Source organism: Nakamurella panacisegetis (genome assembly GCF_900104535.1).
GTDB classification, from domain to species: Bacteria; Actinomycetota; Actinomycetes; order Mycobacteriales; family Nakamurellaceae; genus Nakamurella; species Nakamurella panacisegetis.
Map to the genome: position 1 here is coordinate 3,475,915 of NZ_LT629710.1, position 14,554 is coordinate 3,490,468.

A 14,554-nucleotide genomic window follows, 5' to 3' on the forward strand; every position below is an offset into this window, starting at 1 on the left:
TTGGGCGCTGTCACGCTGGTTTATCAGATTCACCCGGTCGGCCTACCCTCGGGGCCCGGGAGGCGACGGTTGGGGCCGCTGGACCGGCGGGTTTGGGGCTGCCTGCGCTTCGGGTATCGTGATTCCTGCACCGAAGCGGGTGCATCCGTGAGCCGAGGACTTCCCACCGGTTCCCGGGCGATTAGCTCAGTGGGAGAGCGCTTCGTTCACACCGAAGAGGTCCGGGGTTCGAAACCCCGATCGCCCACCATCATCACCGCAGGTCAGAGCCGGTTCCGGGATGTCCGGGACCGGCTCTGTTGCTGTTCGGGCCAGGGATGCAGCAGTGTCTCGGAAATCGCGCGGGGTGGTTCGGGAACCGTGAGTCTGCGGCCTGAAAGCGCCACGGCCGGGGTTCGGACAGGAACCCCGGGAAACGGGACGGATTGATCAGCGCGACGATTGGTGCGTGGTGATCGGCGAAGCTGCCCGGCGCTCAGACTGGAACGATTTCCTTGCCCAGCGGCGCCAGCGACACGGGGATGAGCTTGAAATTGGCCAGGGCCAAGGGGATTCCGACGATGGTGATCATGAGTAGCAGCCCCGTGATGACGTGCCCGAGGGCCAGCCAGATGCCGGCGAGGAAGAACCAGATGACGTTGCCGACGAACGACGGGGCGCCGGCGCCGGGCCGGTTGACCGCGGTCCGCCCGAACGGCCACAGCGCGAAGCTGGCAATCCGGAAGGAGGCGAGACCGAACGGAATGGTGACGATGAACAGGCACATGACCAGGCCGGCCACGATGTAGGCCAGCCACATCCAGAAGCCGCACAGGACCAGCCAGATGATGTTCAGGAGCAAGCGCATGGTCGGGGTCCCTGCTGTCGGGGGAGGGAGTCGGCGTCCAGATCGAGGGCGGTCCAGAGTCCGCTAGGAGTTCGATTCCCGGAATGTCGCCAGCAGAGTATGCAGGAACAGCTCACCGTCCTTCGAGGTCACCTTGCGGCCCAGGTCGGAGGATGCCAAAGCCGACAGCGAGTTGCTCCAGTTCGGACCGGTGCGCCGTCCCCGAGGTGAGCGCCACCTGGTCGGCGACCTCGTCCAGCGTGAAGCGCCCAGCGAGGTGGCACAGCGCCCTCTGACTGGTCCAGGGTCGATCTGATCGTCGACACCATGGGTTTCGGTAACTATCTGGTTACCGGAGGAGTAGTGTCCTGGGTATCCAGTCAGTTACCGAACGGCCGCTCGGCCGCCGAGGAGAAGTGAAGACCAATGACACAGCAGTACAGCCGTGATGAGCTGGTTGCCCGCCTTGTGCGAGCGGGAGAGCTCGAGGTCTCAGGTGAGGCTCCGGAGGAGGTGGCGGACTATTTCAGCCCTGATTTTCGGTTCCATGGTCCGGGCGGGTTCGAGTCCGACTTCGCAGGCTTGAGCGAGTACTTCCAGTCGGTGCGCGCCGCGTTCGATGACCGTTCGATCCGGCGAGGAATCATCCTGGTGGAGGGCAACGACATCGCCTGCCAAACCTGGATCGAGGGCACCTTCGTCCGGGAGTTCACCCAGTCCCCTGCTGGTCCGCTCCCGCCCAACGGCAAGCGAGTGATCTTCGATCTCATCAACATCTTCCGCATGGACGACGAGGGGCGTCTTGTCGAGGAGTATGTACGGGTCGATAACAAGAGCGTCCTTGATCAGCTTGCCGCTTAGCCCGAACTGCCGGGGCATCCTCTGATGGGGATTCGTGCCGATCGCGCCGCCGCGACCAGGCAGAAGCTGCTCGAGGCCGCCCGGGAGGAATTTCAGCGAAACGGCTTCGCCGGGGGACGAATCGATGCCATCGCCGCATCGGCGGGCGTCAACAAGAGACTCATCTACGACCACTTCACGTCCAAGGCAGGCCTGTTCGACGCGGTCCTGGCGGACAACGTCGAGCGGGTCGCCGCTGCGGTACCGTTCACGCCGGGCTCCTTGCCTGACTACGCGGTCGCGCTGTTCGACTACTGGATGCAGAACTCAACCTCGTTGCGGCTGTTCTCCTGGCGCAATATCGAACTCAACGCAACACCGGCCTCAGAGGATGCGACCTACCGCGAGATGATCCGGCAGGTAGAGGCCGCCGGCGCAGCGGCTACCGCGGGACTCCCCGCAGACCACCTACTCGCGCTCATGTTCGCATTGCTGCTGGCATGGGCGATCCCGGCTGACGTGTTCCAGGAACTGGGGGGCCAGGAACTGGCTGCACGTCGAGCAACCATCCGAACCGCAATCGAGCGCCTGCTTCGTCCCGTCGCGACACCCGACACTCAAGCGGATCATTGACGATCACTCAGGTGCACAAGGATCTTCGCGTCTGGCCAACGGACTGTGACCAGGTGGATGACGGTCGGGATCGCCGTCTCGGCTTCGGTGATCCCTTCGGATGTTGCGGGGTCAGGGAACTCGCCGTTGGAGTTTGATGACTGGGATGACCCGGTTCGTCTTCTGCTGATAACCGGCGAACCCTGGATACCGGGCGGCTTGAATGCCGAACTTCGTATCGCGCTCCGGGCCGACCAGCTCGGTGGCGTGGACCTCGATCGTTTGGGTTCCTACCTCGATAGTGACGTCAGGGGACGCGCGCAGGTTCCAGTACCAGTCAGGATTCCGGTCCGATCCGGCTTTCGAGGCGAAGACGAGGAATGCGTCGCCGTCCTCGAGGTACATCATCGGGTTGATGCGCGGTTGTCCGCTGCGGGCGCCGACGGTGTGCAGGAGCAGTAGCGGCGCTCCGGCGAAGTTGCCGCCGACCTGTCCGTTGTTTTTCGCGGAATTCGGCGATGATCCGCTCGTTCTGATTCCCGGGTGCTGCGGTCATTCTCGGGTTCCTCCGATGGCATAGGTTGCGATGTCCGGTGAATCGAGGTGCTCAGAGGCTGCGGAGTATCCGCTCGCGGTCGGATTGTGCCCGGCGGGCCACGTCAGAGGTGGAGGCGATTGCGTCGTATTCGTGGGGCACGCCTGGGTGCAGGTGCAGCTCGACGGGGACGCCGGCCTGGCTGAGGGTGAGCGCGTACCGGACGTCTTCGTCGCGGAAGATGTCCAACTGCCCGACCTCGATGTACGCCGGTGGGAGTCCGGTGGCGTCCGTGATCCGGGCGGGGGCAGCGGATGTGTCGATGTCGCGGTGTTCGTGTCCAGCCCCCAGAAGCGCGTCCCAGCCGGTGATGTTGTCGTCGTAGGACCAGCCGGCGAAGGGGACGATCTGCGGGTCCGGGGTTGTGTTGCGGTCGTCGAGCATCGGGTAGATCAGTAGTTGGTGGGTCAGTTGGGGGCCGCGGCGGTCGCGGGTCAGGATCGCCAGGGCGGCGGCCAGACCGCCGCCCGCGCTGTCTCCCATCACGGCGAGCCGGTCCGGGTCGACGCCGAGCTGTGGTGCGTGGTTGGCCAGCCACGTCAGCCCGGCGTAGGCGTCCTCGACGGGTGTGGGGTGAGGGTGCTCGGGAGCGAGCCGGTATTGGATGGACAGCATGGCCACGCCACTTCCGGCGACGTACCGCGCGACCGGGCCGTCGAAGATCGGTACCGAGCCGAGGATCATTCCGCCGCCGTGGAGGTAGAGCACGGCCGCGCCGCTGCCGCCCGCCGACGGGCGATACCAGCGGGCCAAGAGTTCGGTGCCGTCGGCGGCCAGGACTTGGTGGTCGGAGATCTCGACCCCGTCGGGCGCGGTCTGGGCCTGGTTGTTGAAGTAATCCAGCATCGGGTTCAGTGCGGCGCGGCGGCCCTGGACATCACCCGCGGGTGGCGCCGGCGGCGGGCCGTTGGATGCGAACGCCGCGGCCAGCACGGCGTCGACTTGGGGATCCATCGAGAACGTCATCGTTGTTTCTCCTGGGTGGTGCCGGGGGGCGGAAGCAATTCGGTCTTGTATTGCGGTGCGAGCGCCTGGGCCTTCTCGATGAACGCTTTCTGCTCGTCGGGGTTCAGTGGCAACGGGGGCTGTGTGCGAGTGGCGACGGCTTGGCCGACGAGGGTGAAGAACTCCTCCTGTCCGGCCGGTGCACACAAGCAGAGCAGCCGCGATGGTACGTCGGTGGAGTTGGTGAACGAGTGCGGGGCATTCGCCGGCACATTGATCGTCTCGCCTTGGCGGGCAACGATAGTCTCACCCCGGAAGGTCACCTCGACCTCGCCGTCGAGGACGGTGAACATCTCTTCGAAGTCATGGCGATGGGGTGGGGGACCTCCACCTGGTGGGACGTGCATGTCGATCAGCGTGTACTTGCCGGCGGTCTCGCTCCCGTTGACGAGGATCGTGTACGTGTCGCCGACCAATCCGATGTGCGGCAGGCGTTCATCCTGGTCCGGGCGCGCAATGGTCAACGCGCGAGAGTGGTCGTCGGGTGGCACGGGGGCAGCGTGATCGGTCACGGTTCTCCTCAGCGGTGGTACAGATCGGCCGTGGTGCGGATCGGCGATGGAATGGAGTTGATGGGCGACCGTGCCACCGGTCAGTGCTCGAGCTCGGCGAAGAATGCGTCGAGCGTGCGGGGCGCGCGACCGAGAATGCTGGCCAGTACGAGGTTGTTGCCGCCGTGGAACCCGTGGGCGGTGTAGGCGCTGAACATTGCCGCCAGTCCCTCGCGCATCGCCCCGTCGGGCATGCCCTGCAATGCGACGTCAGGCTCGACGTCGACGGCCGCGACGTCCCGCCCCGCGTGGCGACTCATGAGCGAGGCCAACTCGGTGCGTGTGACCATTCCACCGGCGGCCAGCTCGAAGGTTCCGTTGACGAGGCGGTCGGAGGCGAAGGCGATCGCCGCGACCTCGGCCACGTCGCGGTAGTCGACGAATGTCATCGCCGAGTCCTTCGAGTAGGGCATCGCGAATACGCCGTCGCGGACGGCCGATCTCCAGCCGGACACGATGCCCTGCATGAACATCGCGGGTTGCAGCACGGTGAACTCGAGGTCCGAGTTGAAGAGAGCTTCCTCGATCCGGCGGGTGTCTGCGTGGTTCACCAGCGATAGCGAGGGATGGTAGACGCCGGAGAAGACCACGCGCCGGACACCGGCCGCTTGAGCGGCAGCCACCATGGCGGTCCCCAGTTCGGCGGTATCCGGGGCGAATGCGGGCAAGACGAGGAAGAGGCCGTCCATACCGTCGAGCGCCGCGCCCATGCTGACCGGATCTCGCAGATCGCCAAAGACTGTTTCTGTGGCTCCGGTGTCCGCGAGTCGGCCCGCCTTGTCGGGGTCATGGATCAAGGCCCGAACCTGGATGCCTCGGCGAACGAGCGTCGGTACCACGAGGCCCGCGAACTGGCCGGTCGCACCGATAGTCAGCACTCGCATCGGGCCGCTCCTCTTAGGTGGCTGCTAACCGGAGGATTTCCTCCGGGCGGGCCGAGCATACTTCACGACCTCGGAAGCAGAAACGGCGGTTAGATGAACTCATGGACCTTCCGATCCCACGGAGCGCGCGTGAGCAGCGCAGCGACGCCGCTCTCAATCGTGACGCCCTGGTGCAGGCGGCCATAGCGGCGGTACATCGCGAGGGGTTACGCGTGCGAATGTCGACCATCTCGGAAGACGCCGGTGTCGGCATCGGGACCCTCTACCGACACTTCGCAACCCGCGAGGACCTGTTGAACTACCTCACGCACCGATCTTTCGAGATGGTCCTGGCCAATGCAACGGCGGCCGAGAATCTCGGATCGACCGGCAGCGACGCTCTGCGGCAGTTCATCGAGGCCGCGATCGCATTGCGGGATCAGCTCGTCCTGCCGTTGCACGGCGGCCCGCCGGTCACGGATGAGGCCACCATTGCCGTTCGCGACCAAGTCCACCGCACTGTTCAGTGCCTGATCGACCGTGGCCGTCGAGACGGCACGATCAAGGCCGACGTCAGCCCGCGTGACATCGTCGCGCTCGGCGCGATGCTCGCTCAACCGCGATCGCACGGCCCGGGCTGGGACGCAACCTGCAAGCGCATCCTGTCCACCTACCTTCACGGTCTCGCGTCAGATGGCGCCGCCGAAGGCTCAGTCACCTAGGGATTCGGTCGAGATCCCGTAGTGGACCTGCGCCGCCGACGTCGGCGATATGTCGATGCAGAAGCGACGCACCAGGGTTTCACCCGAGGCGGACCTCGACGACCCGTTGTGGCACGGCGCCGGGCTCGGAAGGCTGCGACCTTTTGCATTGCTACCGCATTCGATCATGCCGCAGCATCGACGGGTGCCCGCTTGCGAGGTGTCGACGAACATCGGCCCCACGAGGCCAGGGCCAGGGCAGGCCGGCGTGACTCACAGGTCGCGCGCGTCCCAGCCCGGCATGTCGATCCGAATAGCGTTGACACCGACCAGGCGACGAAGCGCGTTCTCGACCGCAGCAATGGTGTCGGCTCCTGATTCGGCCTCCCACTGCGCGCGCATTTCATCGAAGAGCTCTTCGCCTGTGCGCAGCAGGGCGAGCCCGTGGTCGGTGATCCGGATGCGCATGCACCGTTTGTCCAAGGGATCTACCTCGCGCAGTACGTAGTTGCGTTCCTCGAGCGTGGCAATTGTCTTGGCGGCCGCCTGCTTCGTTACCGCCATGCGCCGTCCCAGCTCGGAGGCACTGTCTGCCCCGGACATGATCGCCCGCAACGCAAAGTCGTGCACCGGACGCACGTCCTCGTATCCGCGGACAGCGAGTTCGGCACTCGCACGATCGGCCAAGACACGGAAGCCGCCAAGTAGGAGCAAAGCGAGATCAGCACCGGATCGACTCACACGCCGCAGCCTATCGGACGAGTTGACGTCGACAACCTAATTGTCTATGTTGTCGACAACCGCGTTGTCTACTCTGAGGAGACTGCATGACTCTCACGTCGCCCACCGGAGCCACCATTCCGGTCGTCCGCCACCATCTCGTCGAGATCGACGGCGCCCGGCAACACGTCGTATCCGCCGGCGAGGGTGGCTCTCCGATTCTGCTCGTCCACGGCTTCCCCGAGACGTGGTGGGCCTTCCACAAGCTGATTCCGCTACTGGCCGGACAACATCGGGTCTACGCCGTTGACCTGCGTGGGTTCGGAGATTCGGACAATGCCGAAGGGGACTACAACGGCGCGTTGGCAGCGGACGCCCTTCACCATCTGATCGACCACCTCGCGGTCGGACCGATGCACGTGCTCGGTCAAGACATCAGCGGCGGCGTCGTCTTCCGGCTGTCGGCCACTCACCCCGAGGATGTGCTCAGCCTCACCGGTGTCGAGACAGGTCTGGCGGGATTCGGTGCGGAACGGCTGGCTGACGTGACCAAGGGTGGCGCCTGGTACATCGGCGCGCTCGTGACCCCCGGGATTCCCGAAACTCTCTTCACCGGAAGGGAATCTGACTTCATCGCCGGCCACCTCTACCCGTCCTTCGGCGTGGTCGCCCCGGCCGTCACCCAGGCCGATACCACGGAGTTCGTCCGCACCTATGCTCGCTCTGGTGGCTTCCGCGGCGCCACCGGCCTCTACCGCTCGATGCTGAATGAAGGAGCCGAGATCCGAGCCTTGGCGTCAGCCGCTCCGCTCACGATGCCCGTTCTCGCGATCGGGGCGTTCGGGGGCGCGTTCACCGCCTCCGCCCTCCAGCAGGTCAGTGCGAACGAGATCTCAGCGATTGAGCTGACCGGCGTCGGCCACTATGTGGCCCAGGAAGCGCCCGACCAGCTAGCCGCAGCGCTCTTGAACTTCATCGACAAGATCGACAACGACTAACCCCGCCCGGAAACGTCGCTCGCAGAGCGGGCAGGAACCTTCACCGTCCGTCGTGGTAACCCTGCGGCCTGGGCCGGACGATGCGGGTTGCTCCAGTTCGGACCGGTCCGTCCGACCCGACTCGACTACGACGCCTTCGTCCACAACGACGACCCGGTCAGCTACGTCGCGGGCGAATCCCATTTCGTGGGTGACGACCACCATCGTCATGCCGTCGGCGGCCAGCGCGCGCATCACTTCGAGCAAGGGGCGGCAAGAGGAGTACCGAACTTCTTCTTACAAGTGGGGCTCGCGACTGAAGACGCGCGCTGGGACCCGTCCGGATATCGGGTCGGGAGGTAGTCGGGGTTTGCGGGCTACGACCGGTGAAGGCTCGGCGGTAGCTCAGGCAACCTCGGCGACGACCAGCAGGTATTCCCAGTCCATGTGTCCGTCGACGGCGCCATGGTCGTTGGCCAGCTCGATCAACGTTCCATCGAGAGCCGCGGTCAGATCCGGGTCGTCGGCGACGTTGCGGTACGCGGCCAGGGTCGGTCCGTAGTGGGTGGCGAAATAGTCGCGGAAATCGGCACCGGAGGTGAACCGGTCGACCGGCAGCAACCGGCGCTCCGCCCGCAGGCCGGCGATCCGATCGCCGAACAGTTCGCGAACGTGATCCACTGCACCCCAACGGGGTCCGGGAGTGGAGCCCGGCGGGGGAGCCGGCACGAAGGGCTTCATGGCCGCGAACATCTGTCCGATGAAGCCCTCCGGGGTCCAATTGATCATGGCGATCCGGCCGCCCGACCGGGTCACCCGGAGGAGTTCGTCGGCCACCGGCTGGTGGAACGGCGCGAACATCACGCCGACGCACGAGAGCGTCACGTCGAACTCGTCGTCTCCGAACGGCAGGTACTGGGCGTCCGCTTCCTTCCAGTCCACGGCCAGGCCACGTGTGGCCGAACGCTGACGGCCGGTCTCGATGAGTTCGGGTGTGAGATCCGTGGCCACGACGCAAGCACCGCGCGCGGCGGCGGGCAGGCTCGCGTTGCCCGACCCGGCGGCAACATCGAGAACCCGATCACCGGGGCGAATGTCGGCCGCCTCGACGAGTGCCGGACCGAGCCCGCCGACCACCTCGACCGATACGCGGTCGTAGTCGCCCAGGGCCCATATGGCCCGATGCTTGCTCTTGATCGGATCGAGTGTGATCGATGATTCAGTCATGGTGTTCTCTCCTTCGGTTCGGGGGGTGAATCGAAGGTAGATCGACGACTGGGCGCGTCACATCCGCGTCCCTACCCATTTGTGCCGTCGCCCGGATCGCCGAGGTGGCGGCGAACGCGCAGACTTCAGGCGCGCAGGCGGGCGGCGGCCACGATGCGGGCCGAGTGCCCCTGCAGGCCCAGCTTGGCGTAGATGTTCTGCAGGTGCCGTTCGACGGTCCGGACGCTGAGGTGAAGGGTGGCGGCGACCGCATGGTTGTCGTGGCCGTCGGCAACCTATTGCAGCACTTGGAGCTCGCGTTCGGACAGGCTGTCGGGCAGCGGCTCGGCGTTCGATGTTCTTCGATCCTCCTCGAGGAACCGGTCCACTTCGTCGACGAAGATCGGCCACGCCGGTTCGTCCTGAAGGACGATGTGGTTGTCGCTCGGTAACGCCACCAACCGGGCCCCGGCAATCCCGGAGGCCAGCTCACGTCGGAATTCGAATCTGTTCATCCGATCACCGGTCGCATGCAGCACCAAGGTGGGCACGCGCAATTCGCCCAGCAATTCGTCCACGTTGCTCTGGCGACGTTGCTGGCGAGCGATGACGGCAGTCGAGGCGGAGGTCGCCATCCGCTGCAGATCATCCAGCCAGGTCATCTGCTCTTCGGTGGCGGCGGGGATCATGAGTGAGGTGAAGACGCGGCGGAACGTCGAGTCCGGACGCGCCCAGCCGGCCTTGATCATTGGTTCGAACGCATCGTCGAGTTCGCGGTCCTCGGCCGTCATCAGTCGTCCAGCGTTGGAGAAGCTGCCGTAGAAGAGCATTCGCGTGACGCGCTCGGGGTGCCGCACGGCATAGGCGACGGAAACGGGGCCGCCCTGGGCCATGCCCATCAGCGCGAAGGTCGAGAAGCCGGCGGCGTCGGCGACGGCTTCGAGATCGCCGACCCGGGCTTCGAAGCTGTGGTCGGTGACATCCCAGTCCGACAGGCCGTGGCCGCGTTCGTCGAAGCGGACGACCGTGGCGATCTTCCCGAGCTCGATGAGAAAGTGTCGCCAGACCGGACTCTGCCAATCGAATTGCAGATGACTGAGCCAACAGGTGGAAATTAGCAGGGCCGGCCCGCGACCGTGCACGGCGTACGCGATCCGCACGCCGTCCGGCGCATTGCAGAACTTGATCTGCTGTGGAGGCTGGGAACTGGCGGCCCACTTCATCAGAACAGGGTAGTGCCGCTGATGAACCGCTGGTCGCGAATGGTCAGGGATTCGTGTGGATCTGAACCGGAATGGTGCCGCTCGAGTGTGCGTCAACGGTCCACGGCTCGGTCCCGGTCCGTGAGCCCGGGTGAACGGCCCGCCGCTCCAGGGTTCCCGAGAGAACGGCCAGTGCCAGGGCACTGACGGCCAGCAGCGCCCCGACCCAGTTCGGTGCCGTGTACCCAAGGCCGGCCGTGATGACCAGGCCTCCGAGCCAGGCCGCCAGTGCGTTGCCGAGATTGAACGCTCCGATGTTCACCGCCGAGGCCAAGGTCGGGGCGCCCGAAGCTTGGTCGAGCACGCGCTTCTGCAGGGGCGGAACGGTGGCGAAGCCGAAGGCCCCGACCAAGGCGATGCTGGCGGCTGCCAGCACCTTGTTGTGCGCCGTGAAGGTGAACAGGCCGAGTACGACAGCCAGCGATCCGAGGGTCATTTACAGCATCGGCATCAGCGAGCGGTCGGCGAATCGGCCTCCGAGGAGGTTACCGGCGACCATGCCAACGCCGAAGATCACCAAGAGCCACGTGAGAGCGCCCGCGGAGTACCCGGCGACCGTGGTCATCATCGGGGCCAGGTAGGTGACGGCCGCGAAGACCCCACCGAAACCGAGCACCGTCATGGCCATGGCGAGCAGCACCTGAACGTTCCGGAAGGCGGTCAGTTCGGCCCGGAGGTGGACTCCGGCCGGCTTGGCGACAGGGGGTACCAGAGCGGCAATGCCGACGAACCCGGCCACTCCGAGCGCGGCGACGAGGCCGAAGGTGGTGCGCCACCCCACCGATTGTCCGATGTAGGTGCCCAGTGGGACCCCGACGACGTTGGCGATCGTCAGGCCGGTGAACATGGTCGCGATCGCTCCGGCGCGCTTTTGCGGGGCGACCAGGTCGGCGGCGACCACCGCCCCGATCCCGAAGAACGCACCATGCGCCAGCGAAGCCAGCAGCCGTCCGGACAGCATCACCGCGAACGTCGGGGCGACCGCCGAGAGGAGATTCCCGGCGACGAAGACCGCCATCAGGGCCATCAGCATGGTCTTGCGGGGGATCTTGGTCCCCAGTGCCGTCATCAGCGGCGCGCCGATGACCACGCCCAGTGCGTAACCGGTGACCAGCCATCCGGCGGTGGGGACGGAAACGGCGAAGGTGCCGCCGATCTCGGGTAACAGTCCGATGATGACGAACTCGGTGGTGCCGATCCCGAAGGCACCGATGGCCAAGGCGAGCAGGGCGAGAGGCATGAACGACCTTTTCTGTGCGATCAGTGGTAGCAGGCGCCTACACTAATTGCAGGCGCGGGCTATTGCAATCGCGGGTTGCCGCTGCTCGATGTAATATCGGGTAGACGTGACCGGAGAGACAGGAGGCACCGATGACGGCGACTGATCCCTCGCTGATCGACGGTTGGTGGGCGTTGTCGGCGTTGCACGGAAGTATCGAGTCGACCATCGAGCGTGCCCTGCAGACGAGCCACGCACTGAGCATCCGAGAGTTCTCGCTGCTGGATGTGCTGAGCCGTCAGCACTCGGGCGAGGGTGGACATCTGCAGATGAATCAGGTCGCCCAGGCGGTCGTGCTCAGCCAGAGTGCCACCACCAGGCTGGTGACCCGACTGGAGGATCGCGGACTGCTGGCGCGCTACCTGTGCCCGACCGACCGTCGCGGTATCTACACGGACGTGACTCCCGCCGGCACGGCGCTGCTGACTGCGGCCCGCCCCACCCACGACGATGCATTGCGGCAGGCGATCAACGCCGCCGAACAACGGCCGGAGTTGGCACCCCTGGTGCGCGCGGTGCGCGCCGTCTGAGGCGAATCCCTTCGACGGTGGCGGTACGCATTGCGCGCCAACGTGATTGGATCAGAACAGCACCGCTACTACGCAGGACGTAGTATTCGAACCATGGAACACCCGCCCTTCGGCCCGCCATCGATCCGCGTCGGCCAAGGCTCGTCGATCGCCGGGTCATGAGTCTGATCAGCGCCATCGTCGACCCGGTCCTGACCTTTCACGGCTGGCCGGCCTATGCCGTGGTCGGTGGTCTGGTGTTCGCGGAGGCGGCGCTGTTCGTCGGCTTCGTGCTGCCGGGGGAGACGGCCGTCATCCTCGGCGGTGTGCTGGCCTACCGGCACTCCATCTCGTTGCCACTGCTGTTGATCGTCGTCGTCCTGTCGGCTGTGGTCGGGGACTCGGTGGGATATGAGGTGGGGCGGCTGTTCGGAAACCGAATACTGGGACTCCCGATCTTTCGCCGGCATCAGTCTGCGCTCGACGGAGGCAAGGAACGGTTGCGACGGCTGGGCGGCCGCGCGGTCTTCCTGGCTCGGTTCACGGCCTTCTTGCGGGCGGTCATGCCGGGCATGGCCGGGACCGTCGGCTTGCGGTACCGCACGTTCCTGACCTGGAACGCTGCCGGAGGGATCATCTGGGGTGTCGGATTCGGCGTGCTGGGATTTCTCGCCGGGGCGAGCTACACCAAGCTGGAGAACTATGCCGGTTTGTTCAGCTGGGTCGTGTTGGGTCTGGTGGTGCTCGGGATCGCCGTGTGGATCATCCGTCGTCGGCGTTCTCGAGGCTCCGTGGTCAGGGCGAATAGATCTCGGTGACCGTCGTGACCATTCCGTTGTGCACAGTCAGTCGATACGTCCGCCCCGAGCCGGTGACCGTCGCGATTCGCCTCTTGAGGGACGCCAGATCGCCGGTGACCTGGCCGTTGCCGTTGAGTGTGGTGACCGAGACGTGGGGGCTGACGGAGACGACGCGAAGCGTCGGGTTGACGTTGCGGATGTAGTACTTCGAGCACCATCCGTTGACCCAGGCCTCATGCGAGACCTTGTCCTCCTCGCAGGCTTTCAGAGCCGCGGCGCCGGTGAACCAGTCGACCTTGTCCAAGGTCAGGCGCGATGCCTTGACGTCCACCGCCTTGATGTACCCGTAGACCACGCCCTTCAGATCGGTGGGCAGGACGCCATCTCCGGTGCGCGTCGGCTCCGCGGAAGAGGAGGCCGGGGAACTCGTCCGGCTGTGGCTCGTCGTCGCGCTGTACGCCGGCGCGGTGGTGGTCGGGCTGCTGGAGGCCGTCGGGCTCGGGGTGGCGATCGTGGACGTGGTGGACGACGGCTCAGCCGCTCCGGTCGTCGCGACCGGGGACGAGCCGAGGGTGCTCGGTGGCCGGGAAGCCGATGCCGCGGCCGACGGGGAGGCCACTGCGGACGCGGTCGACGCGGCCGGGGTCGACGAGCCAGGAGTGGAGGTACTGCACCCGCCAAGGACGAATGCCGCCACGACGGCCAGCAGGGCCCCGCGCGGCAGGTGAACGGCCGGCATCTTCGTCGCCTCCATCGGCATCCGTGATCGCGCGTCTCGGCGCGCCGATGCCAGGCTCATCCCTCGGACGTTTCCGCGGCAGGGCCGAAGGTCTCGCCGATCAGGGACCTGTGACCCGATCCGTCGGCGGTGTGGCCGTCTGGCCAATGAGGGTCCCGGTAGCGCCCACCCGGCGACACTCTGAGGAAGGGCGCAACCGGCCGATGACGAATCGAGCGTCAGTTGACCTCGGTGATCGCCCGGAGCAGTTCCTCGGGCGTTTCGAGCTGTGGCAGGTGGCCGCTGCGGGGGAGCACGGTGAACGTGGCGGTCGGGATGGCGTCGGCGTAGGCCCGGCCGTAGTCGAGGCCGACGACCCCGTCGCTCTGACCCCAGACGACGTGGACCGGGACGTCGAGGACGGACAACCGGTCGAGCAGGCTGGGGTCGGACATGGTCGGGCCCGCGTACCCGATGATCGCGGCGACGTCGGGGCTCGGGCCACCCGCAGCGCCGGCCGGCGGTCGGGGAGCCTTGGCCGGGTCGTGGAAGGCGAGCGCGGCCAGGTCGGCCGGGGCGAGCCCGCCGACGTCCGTCATCGGGTGGCCATCGACCTCGATACCGATGCCGTCGACGATCACCGCGCTCGACACCCTCGGACTGGCCAGCAATGCCATCTCGGCCGCGATCCAGCCGCCGAAGCTGTTGCCGACGACGGTGACGTCCGTGAGGTCGAGCTCGTCGAGCAGCGCGACGTAGGCGGCGGCGAGATCGCGGGTCGTCGTCAGGTCCTCCGGCCGCGCCGTTCCCCCGAATCCGGGGTGGGTGGGCACGAGTACGCGTGAACGCGTGCGTTCGGCGAGCAGGTCGGCAAAGCCGCGCACGCTGCCGGCTCCCGCCCCACCGTGGAGCAGCAGGAAGACGCGGGCGCGGTCGTGGTCGTAGAACGTGATCTCCACGCCGCCGGCGGCGAACGTGTTGGTGTGGGAGGACTGGAGGCCCGTGACCGGGCTGGTCGTGCTGCTCATCATGAGGTCCATTCGTGAGGTGCGGTGGCGGTGTTCGGATCGGTATATCAGGAACCTTAGGT

Annotated in this window: 16 protein-coding genes, 1 tRNA gene and 4 pseudogenes; 7 read left to right on the forward strand and 14 right to left on the reverse strand. The window is 66.2% G+C overall.

Annotated features, from left to right (window positions below; all coding sequences use genetic code 11):
• Window positions 1–175: 175 nt before the first annotated feature.
• Window positions 176–250 (forward strand) — tRNA-Val (locus BLS97_RS15550).
• 225 nt (window positions 251–475) lie between these two features.
• Here BLS97_RS15550 and BLS97_RS15555 read toward each other — a convergent pair.
• The gene (locus BLS97_RS15555; RefSeq protein WP_090477365.1) at window positions 476–847 is read right to left on the reverse strand and encodes a YccF domain-containing protein; all 372 of its coding nucleotides are present in this window, start codon (window positions 845–847) and stop codon (window positions 476–478) included.
• A 405-nt stretch (window positions 848–1,252) separates the two neighbouring features.
• On the opposite strand from BLS97_RS15555, the gene BLS97_RS15560 reads away from it, so the two are divergent.
• A complete protein-coding gene (locus tag BLS97_RS15560) occupies window positions 1,253–1,687 on the forward strand; it encodes an ester cyclase (RefSeq protein WP_090477367.1) in 435 nt (144 codons plus the stop codon).
• Between the two features lie 24 nt (window positions 1,688–1,711).
• On the forward strand, window positions 1,712–2,299 hold the full coding sequence (locus BLS97_RS15565; protein ID WP_090477369.1) for a TetR/AcrR family transcriptional regulator: 588 nt from the start codon (window positions 1,712–1,714) through the stop codon (window positions 2,297–2,299).
• 111 nt (window positions 2,300–2,410) lie between these two features.
• Here BLS97_RS15565 and BLS97_RS15570 read toward each other — a convergent pair.
• The 4 genes and pseudogenes from BLS97_RS15570 to BLS97_RS15585 all read right to left on the reverse strand — a co-directional run bounded on the left by BLS97_RS15570 (window position 2,411) and on the right by BLS97_RS15585 (window position 5,313).
• A pseudogene (locus BLS97_RS15570) lies at window positions 2,411–2,834 on the reverse strand (nitroreductase family deazaflavin-dependent oxidoreductase).
• 51 nt (window positions 2,835–2,885) lie between these two features.
• Window positions 2,886–3,839, reverse strand: a complete 954-nt coding sequence (locus tag BLS97_RS15575) for an alpha/beta hydrolase (RefSeq protein ID WP_090477371.1) — start codon at window positions 3,837–3,839, stop codon at window positions 2,886–2,888.
• Window positions 3,836–4,390: a cupin domain-containing protein gene (locus BLS97_RS15580; RefSeq protein ID WP_197676202.1), complete on the reverse strand. Its 555-nt coding sequence runs from the start codon at window positions 4,388–4,390 to the stop codon at window positions 3,836–3,838. Before BLS97_RS15580 ends, BLS97_RS15575 begins: the two co-directional genes overlap by 4 nt.
• An 80-nt stretch (window positions 4,391–4,470) precedes the next feature.
• Window positions 4,471–5,313 carry an SDR family oxidoreductase gene (locus BLS97_RS15585; protein WP_090477373.1) on the reverse strand — a complete coding sequence of 281 codons (843 nt, stop codon included), beginning with the start codon at window positions 5,311–5,313 and terminating at the stop codon, window positions 4,471–4,473.
• Between the two features lie 101 nt (window positions 5,314–5,414).
• Between BLS97_RS15585 and BLS97_RS15590 the strand changes: the two genes are divergently transcribed.
• The gene (locus tag BLS97_RS15590; RefSeq protein WP_090477375.1) at window positions 5,415–6,014 is read left to right on the forward strand and encodes a TetR/AcrR family transcriptional regulator; all 600 of its coding nucleotides are present in this window, start codon (window positions 5,415–5,417) and stop codon (window positions 6,012–6,014) included.
• On the opposite strand, the gene BLS97_RS24525 is transcribed toward BLS97_RS15590, so the two are convergent.
• Together BLS97_RS24525 and BLS97_RS15595 are read right to left on the reverse strand one after the other, a co-directional pair.
• Window positions 6,003–6,227 carry a CGNR zinc finger domain-containing protein gene (locus tag BLS97_RS24525; RefSeq protein WP_157695463.1) on the reverse strand — a complete coding sequence of 75 codons (225 nt, stop codon included), beginning with the start codon at window positions 6,225–6,227 and terminating at the stop codon, window positions 6,003–6,005. The two genes, BLS97_RS15590 and BLS97_RS24525, sit on opposite strands and share 12 nt — an antisense overlap.
• 39 nt (window positions 6,228–6,266) lie before the next feature.
• Complete coding sequence (locus BLS97_RS15595; protein ID WP_090477377.1) at window positions 6,267–6,734, reverse strand: MarR family winged helix-turn-helix transcriptional regulator; 468 nt, start codon at window positions 6,732–6,734, stop codon at window positions 6,267–6,269.
• An 86-nt stretch (window positions 6,735–6,820) separates the two neighbouring features.
• On the opposite strand from BLS97_RS15595, the gene BLS97_RS15600 reads away from it, so the two are divergent.
• Window positions 6,821–7,711, forward strand: a complete 891-nt coding sequence (locus BLS97_RS15600; RefSeq protein WP_090477379.1) for an alpha/beta fold hydrolase — start codon at window positions 6,821–6,823, stop codon at window positions 7,709–7,711.
• Here the strand turns inward: BLS97_RS15600 and BLS97_RS24530 are convergent.
• From BLS97_RS24530 to BLS97_RS15620, 5 genes and pseudogenes are all read right to left on the reverse strand, one after another.
• A pseudogene (locus tag BLS97_RS24530) lies at window positions 7,664–7,957 on the reverse strand (hypothetical protein); the annotation flags it as partial. The gene BLS97_RS15600 and the pseudogene BLS97_RS24530 sit on opposite strands and share 48 nt — an antisense overlap.
• A gap of 138 nt (window positions 7,958–8,095) precedes the next feature.
• Window positions 8,096–8,917, reverse strand: a complete 822-nt coding sequence (locus tag BLS97_RS15610; protein ID WP_090477381.1) for a class I SAM-dependent methyltransferase — start codon at window positions 8,915–8,917, stop codon at window positions 8,096–8,098.
• Window positions 8,918–9,042: 125 nt separating this feature from the next.
• Window positions 9,043–9,180, reverse strand: a pseudogene (locus BLS97_RS24535) (LuxR C-terminal-related transcriptional regulator); the annotation flags it as partial.
• A gap of 12 nt (window positions 9,181–9,192) precedes the next feature.
• Window positions 9,193–10,119 (reverse strand): alpha/beta fold hydrolase, encoded by a 927-nt coding sequence (locus BLS97_RS15615; protein ID WP_197676205.1) that lies wholly within the window; start codon window positions 10,117–10,119, stop codon window positions 9,193–9,195.
• 43 nt (window positions 10,120–10,162) lie between these two features.
• Window positions 10,163–11,398, reverse strand: a pseudogene (locus BLS97_RS15620) (MFS transporter).
• A gap of 131 nt (window positions 11,399–11,529) precedes the next feature.
• Between BLS97_RS15620 and BLS97_RS15625 the strand changes: the two are divergent.
• A complete protein-coding gene (locus tag BLS97_RS15625; protein WP_090477384.1) occupies window positions 11,530–11,967 on the forward strand; it encodes a MarR family winged helix-turn-helix transcriptional regulator in 438 nt (145 codons plus the stop codon).
• Between the two features lie 158 nt (window positions 11,968–12,125).
• Window positions 12,126–12,764 (forward strand): DedA family protein, encoded by a 639-nt coding sequence (locus tag BLS97_RS15630; RefSeq protein ID WP_090477385.1) that lies wholly within the window; start codon window positions 12,126–12,128, stop codon window positions 12,762–12,764.
• Here the strand turns inward: BLS97_RS15630 and BLS97_RS22970 are convergent.
• Together BLS97_RS22970 and BLS97_RS15645 are read right to left on the reverse strand one after the other, a co-directional pair.
• Window positions 12,742–13,485: a hypothetical protein gene (locus tag BLS97_RS22970; RefSeq protein WP_157695464.1), complete on the reverse strand. Its 744-nt coding sequence runs from the start codon at window positions 13,483–13,485 to the stop codon at window positions 12,742–12,744. The genes BLS97_RS15630 and BLS97_RS22970 overlap by 23 nt on opposite strands.
• Window positions 13,486–13,703: 218 nt before the next feature.
• Window positions 13,704–14,492: an alpha/beta fold hydrolase gene (locus tag BLS97_RS15645; RefSeq protein WP_090482355.1), complete on the reverse strand. Its 789-nt coding sequence runs from the start codon at window positions 14,490–14,492 to the stop codon at window positions 13,704–13,706.
• Between the last annotated feature and the right edge of the window lie 62 nt (window positions 14,493–14,554).

Excerpts from the sequence above, each read along its gene's own strand:
- BLS97_RS15555 (WP_090477365.1), bottom strand. The coding sequence starts at position 847 with ATGCGCTTGCTCCTGAACATCATCTGGCTGGTCCTGTGCGGCTTCTGG.
- BLS97_RS15560 (WP_090477367.1), top strand. The coding sequence starts at position 1,253 with ATGACACAGCAGTACAGCCGTGATGAGCTGGTTGCCCGCCTTGTGCGA.
- BLS97_RS15565 (WP_090477369.1), top strand. The coding sequence starts at position 1,712 with ATGGGGATTCGTGCCGATCGCGCCGCCGCGACCAGGCAGAAGCTGCTC.
- BLS97_RS15575 (WP_090477371.1), bottom strand. The coding sequence starts at position 3,839 with ATGACGTTCTCGATGGATCCCCAAGTCGACGCCGTGCTGGCCGCGGCG.
- BLS97_RS15585 (WP_090477373.1), bottom strand. The coding sequence starts at position 5,313 with ATGCGAGTGCTGACTATCGGTGCGACCGGCCAGTTCGCGGGCCTCGTG.
- BLS97_RS15590 (WP_090477375.1), top strand. The coding sequence starts at position 5,415 with ATGGACCTTCCGATCCCACGGAGCGCGCGTGAGCAGCGCAGCGACGCC.
- BLS97_RS24525 (WP_157695463.1), bottom strand. The coding sequence starts at position 6,227 with ATGTTCGTCGACACCTCGCAAGCGGGCACCCGTCGATGCTGCGGCATG.
- BLS97_RS15600 (WP_090477379.1), top strand. The coding sequence starts at position 6,821 with ATGACTCTCACGTCGCCCACCGGAGCCACCATTCCGGTCGTCCGCCAC.
- BLS97_RS15610 (WP_090477381.1), bottom strand. The coding sequence starts at position 8,917 with ATGACTGAATCATCGATCACACTCGATCCGATCAAGAGCAAGCATCGG.
- BLS97_RS15615 (WP_197676205.1), bottom strand. The coding sequence starts at position 10,119 with ATGAAGTGGGCCGCCAGTTCCCAGCCTCCACAGCAGATCAAGTTCTGC.
- BLS97_RS15625 (WP_090477384.1), top strand. The coding sequence starts at position 11,530 with ATGACGGCGACTGATCCCTCGCTGATCGACGGTTGGTGGGCGTTGTCG.
- BLS97_RS15630 (WP_090477385.1), top strand. The coding sequence starts at position 12,126 with ATGAGTCTGATCAGCGCCATCGTCGACCCGGTCCTGACCTTTCACGGC.
- BLS97_RS22970 (WP_157695464.1), bottom strand. The coding sequence starts at position 13,485 with ATGCCGGCCGTTCACCTGCCGCGCGGGGCCCTGCTGGCCGTCGTGGCG.
- BLS97_RS15645 (WP_090482355.1), bottom strand. The coding sequence starts at position 14,492 with ATGAGCAGCACGACCAGCCCGGTCACGGGCCTCCAGTCCTCCCACACC.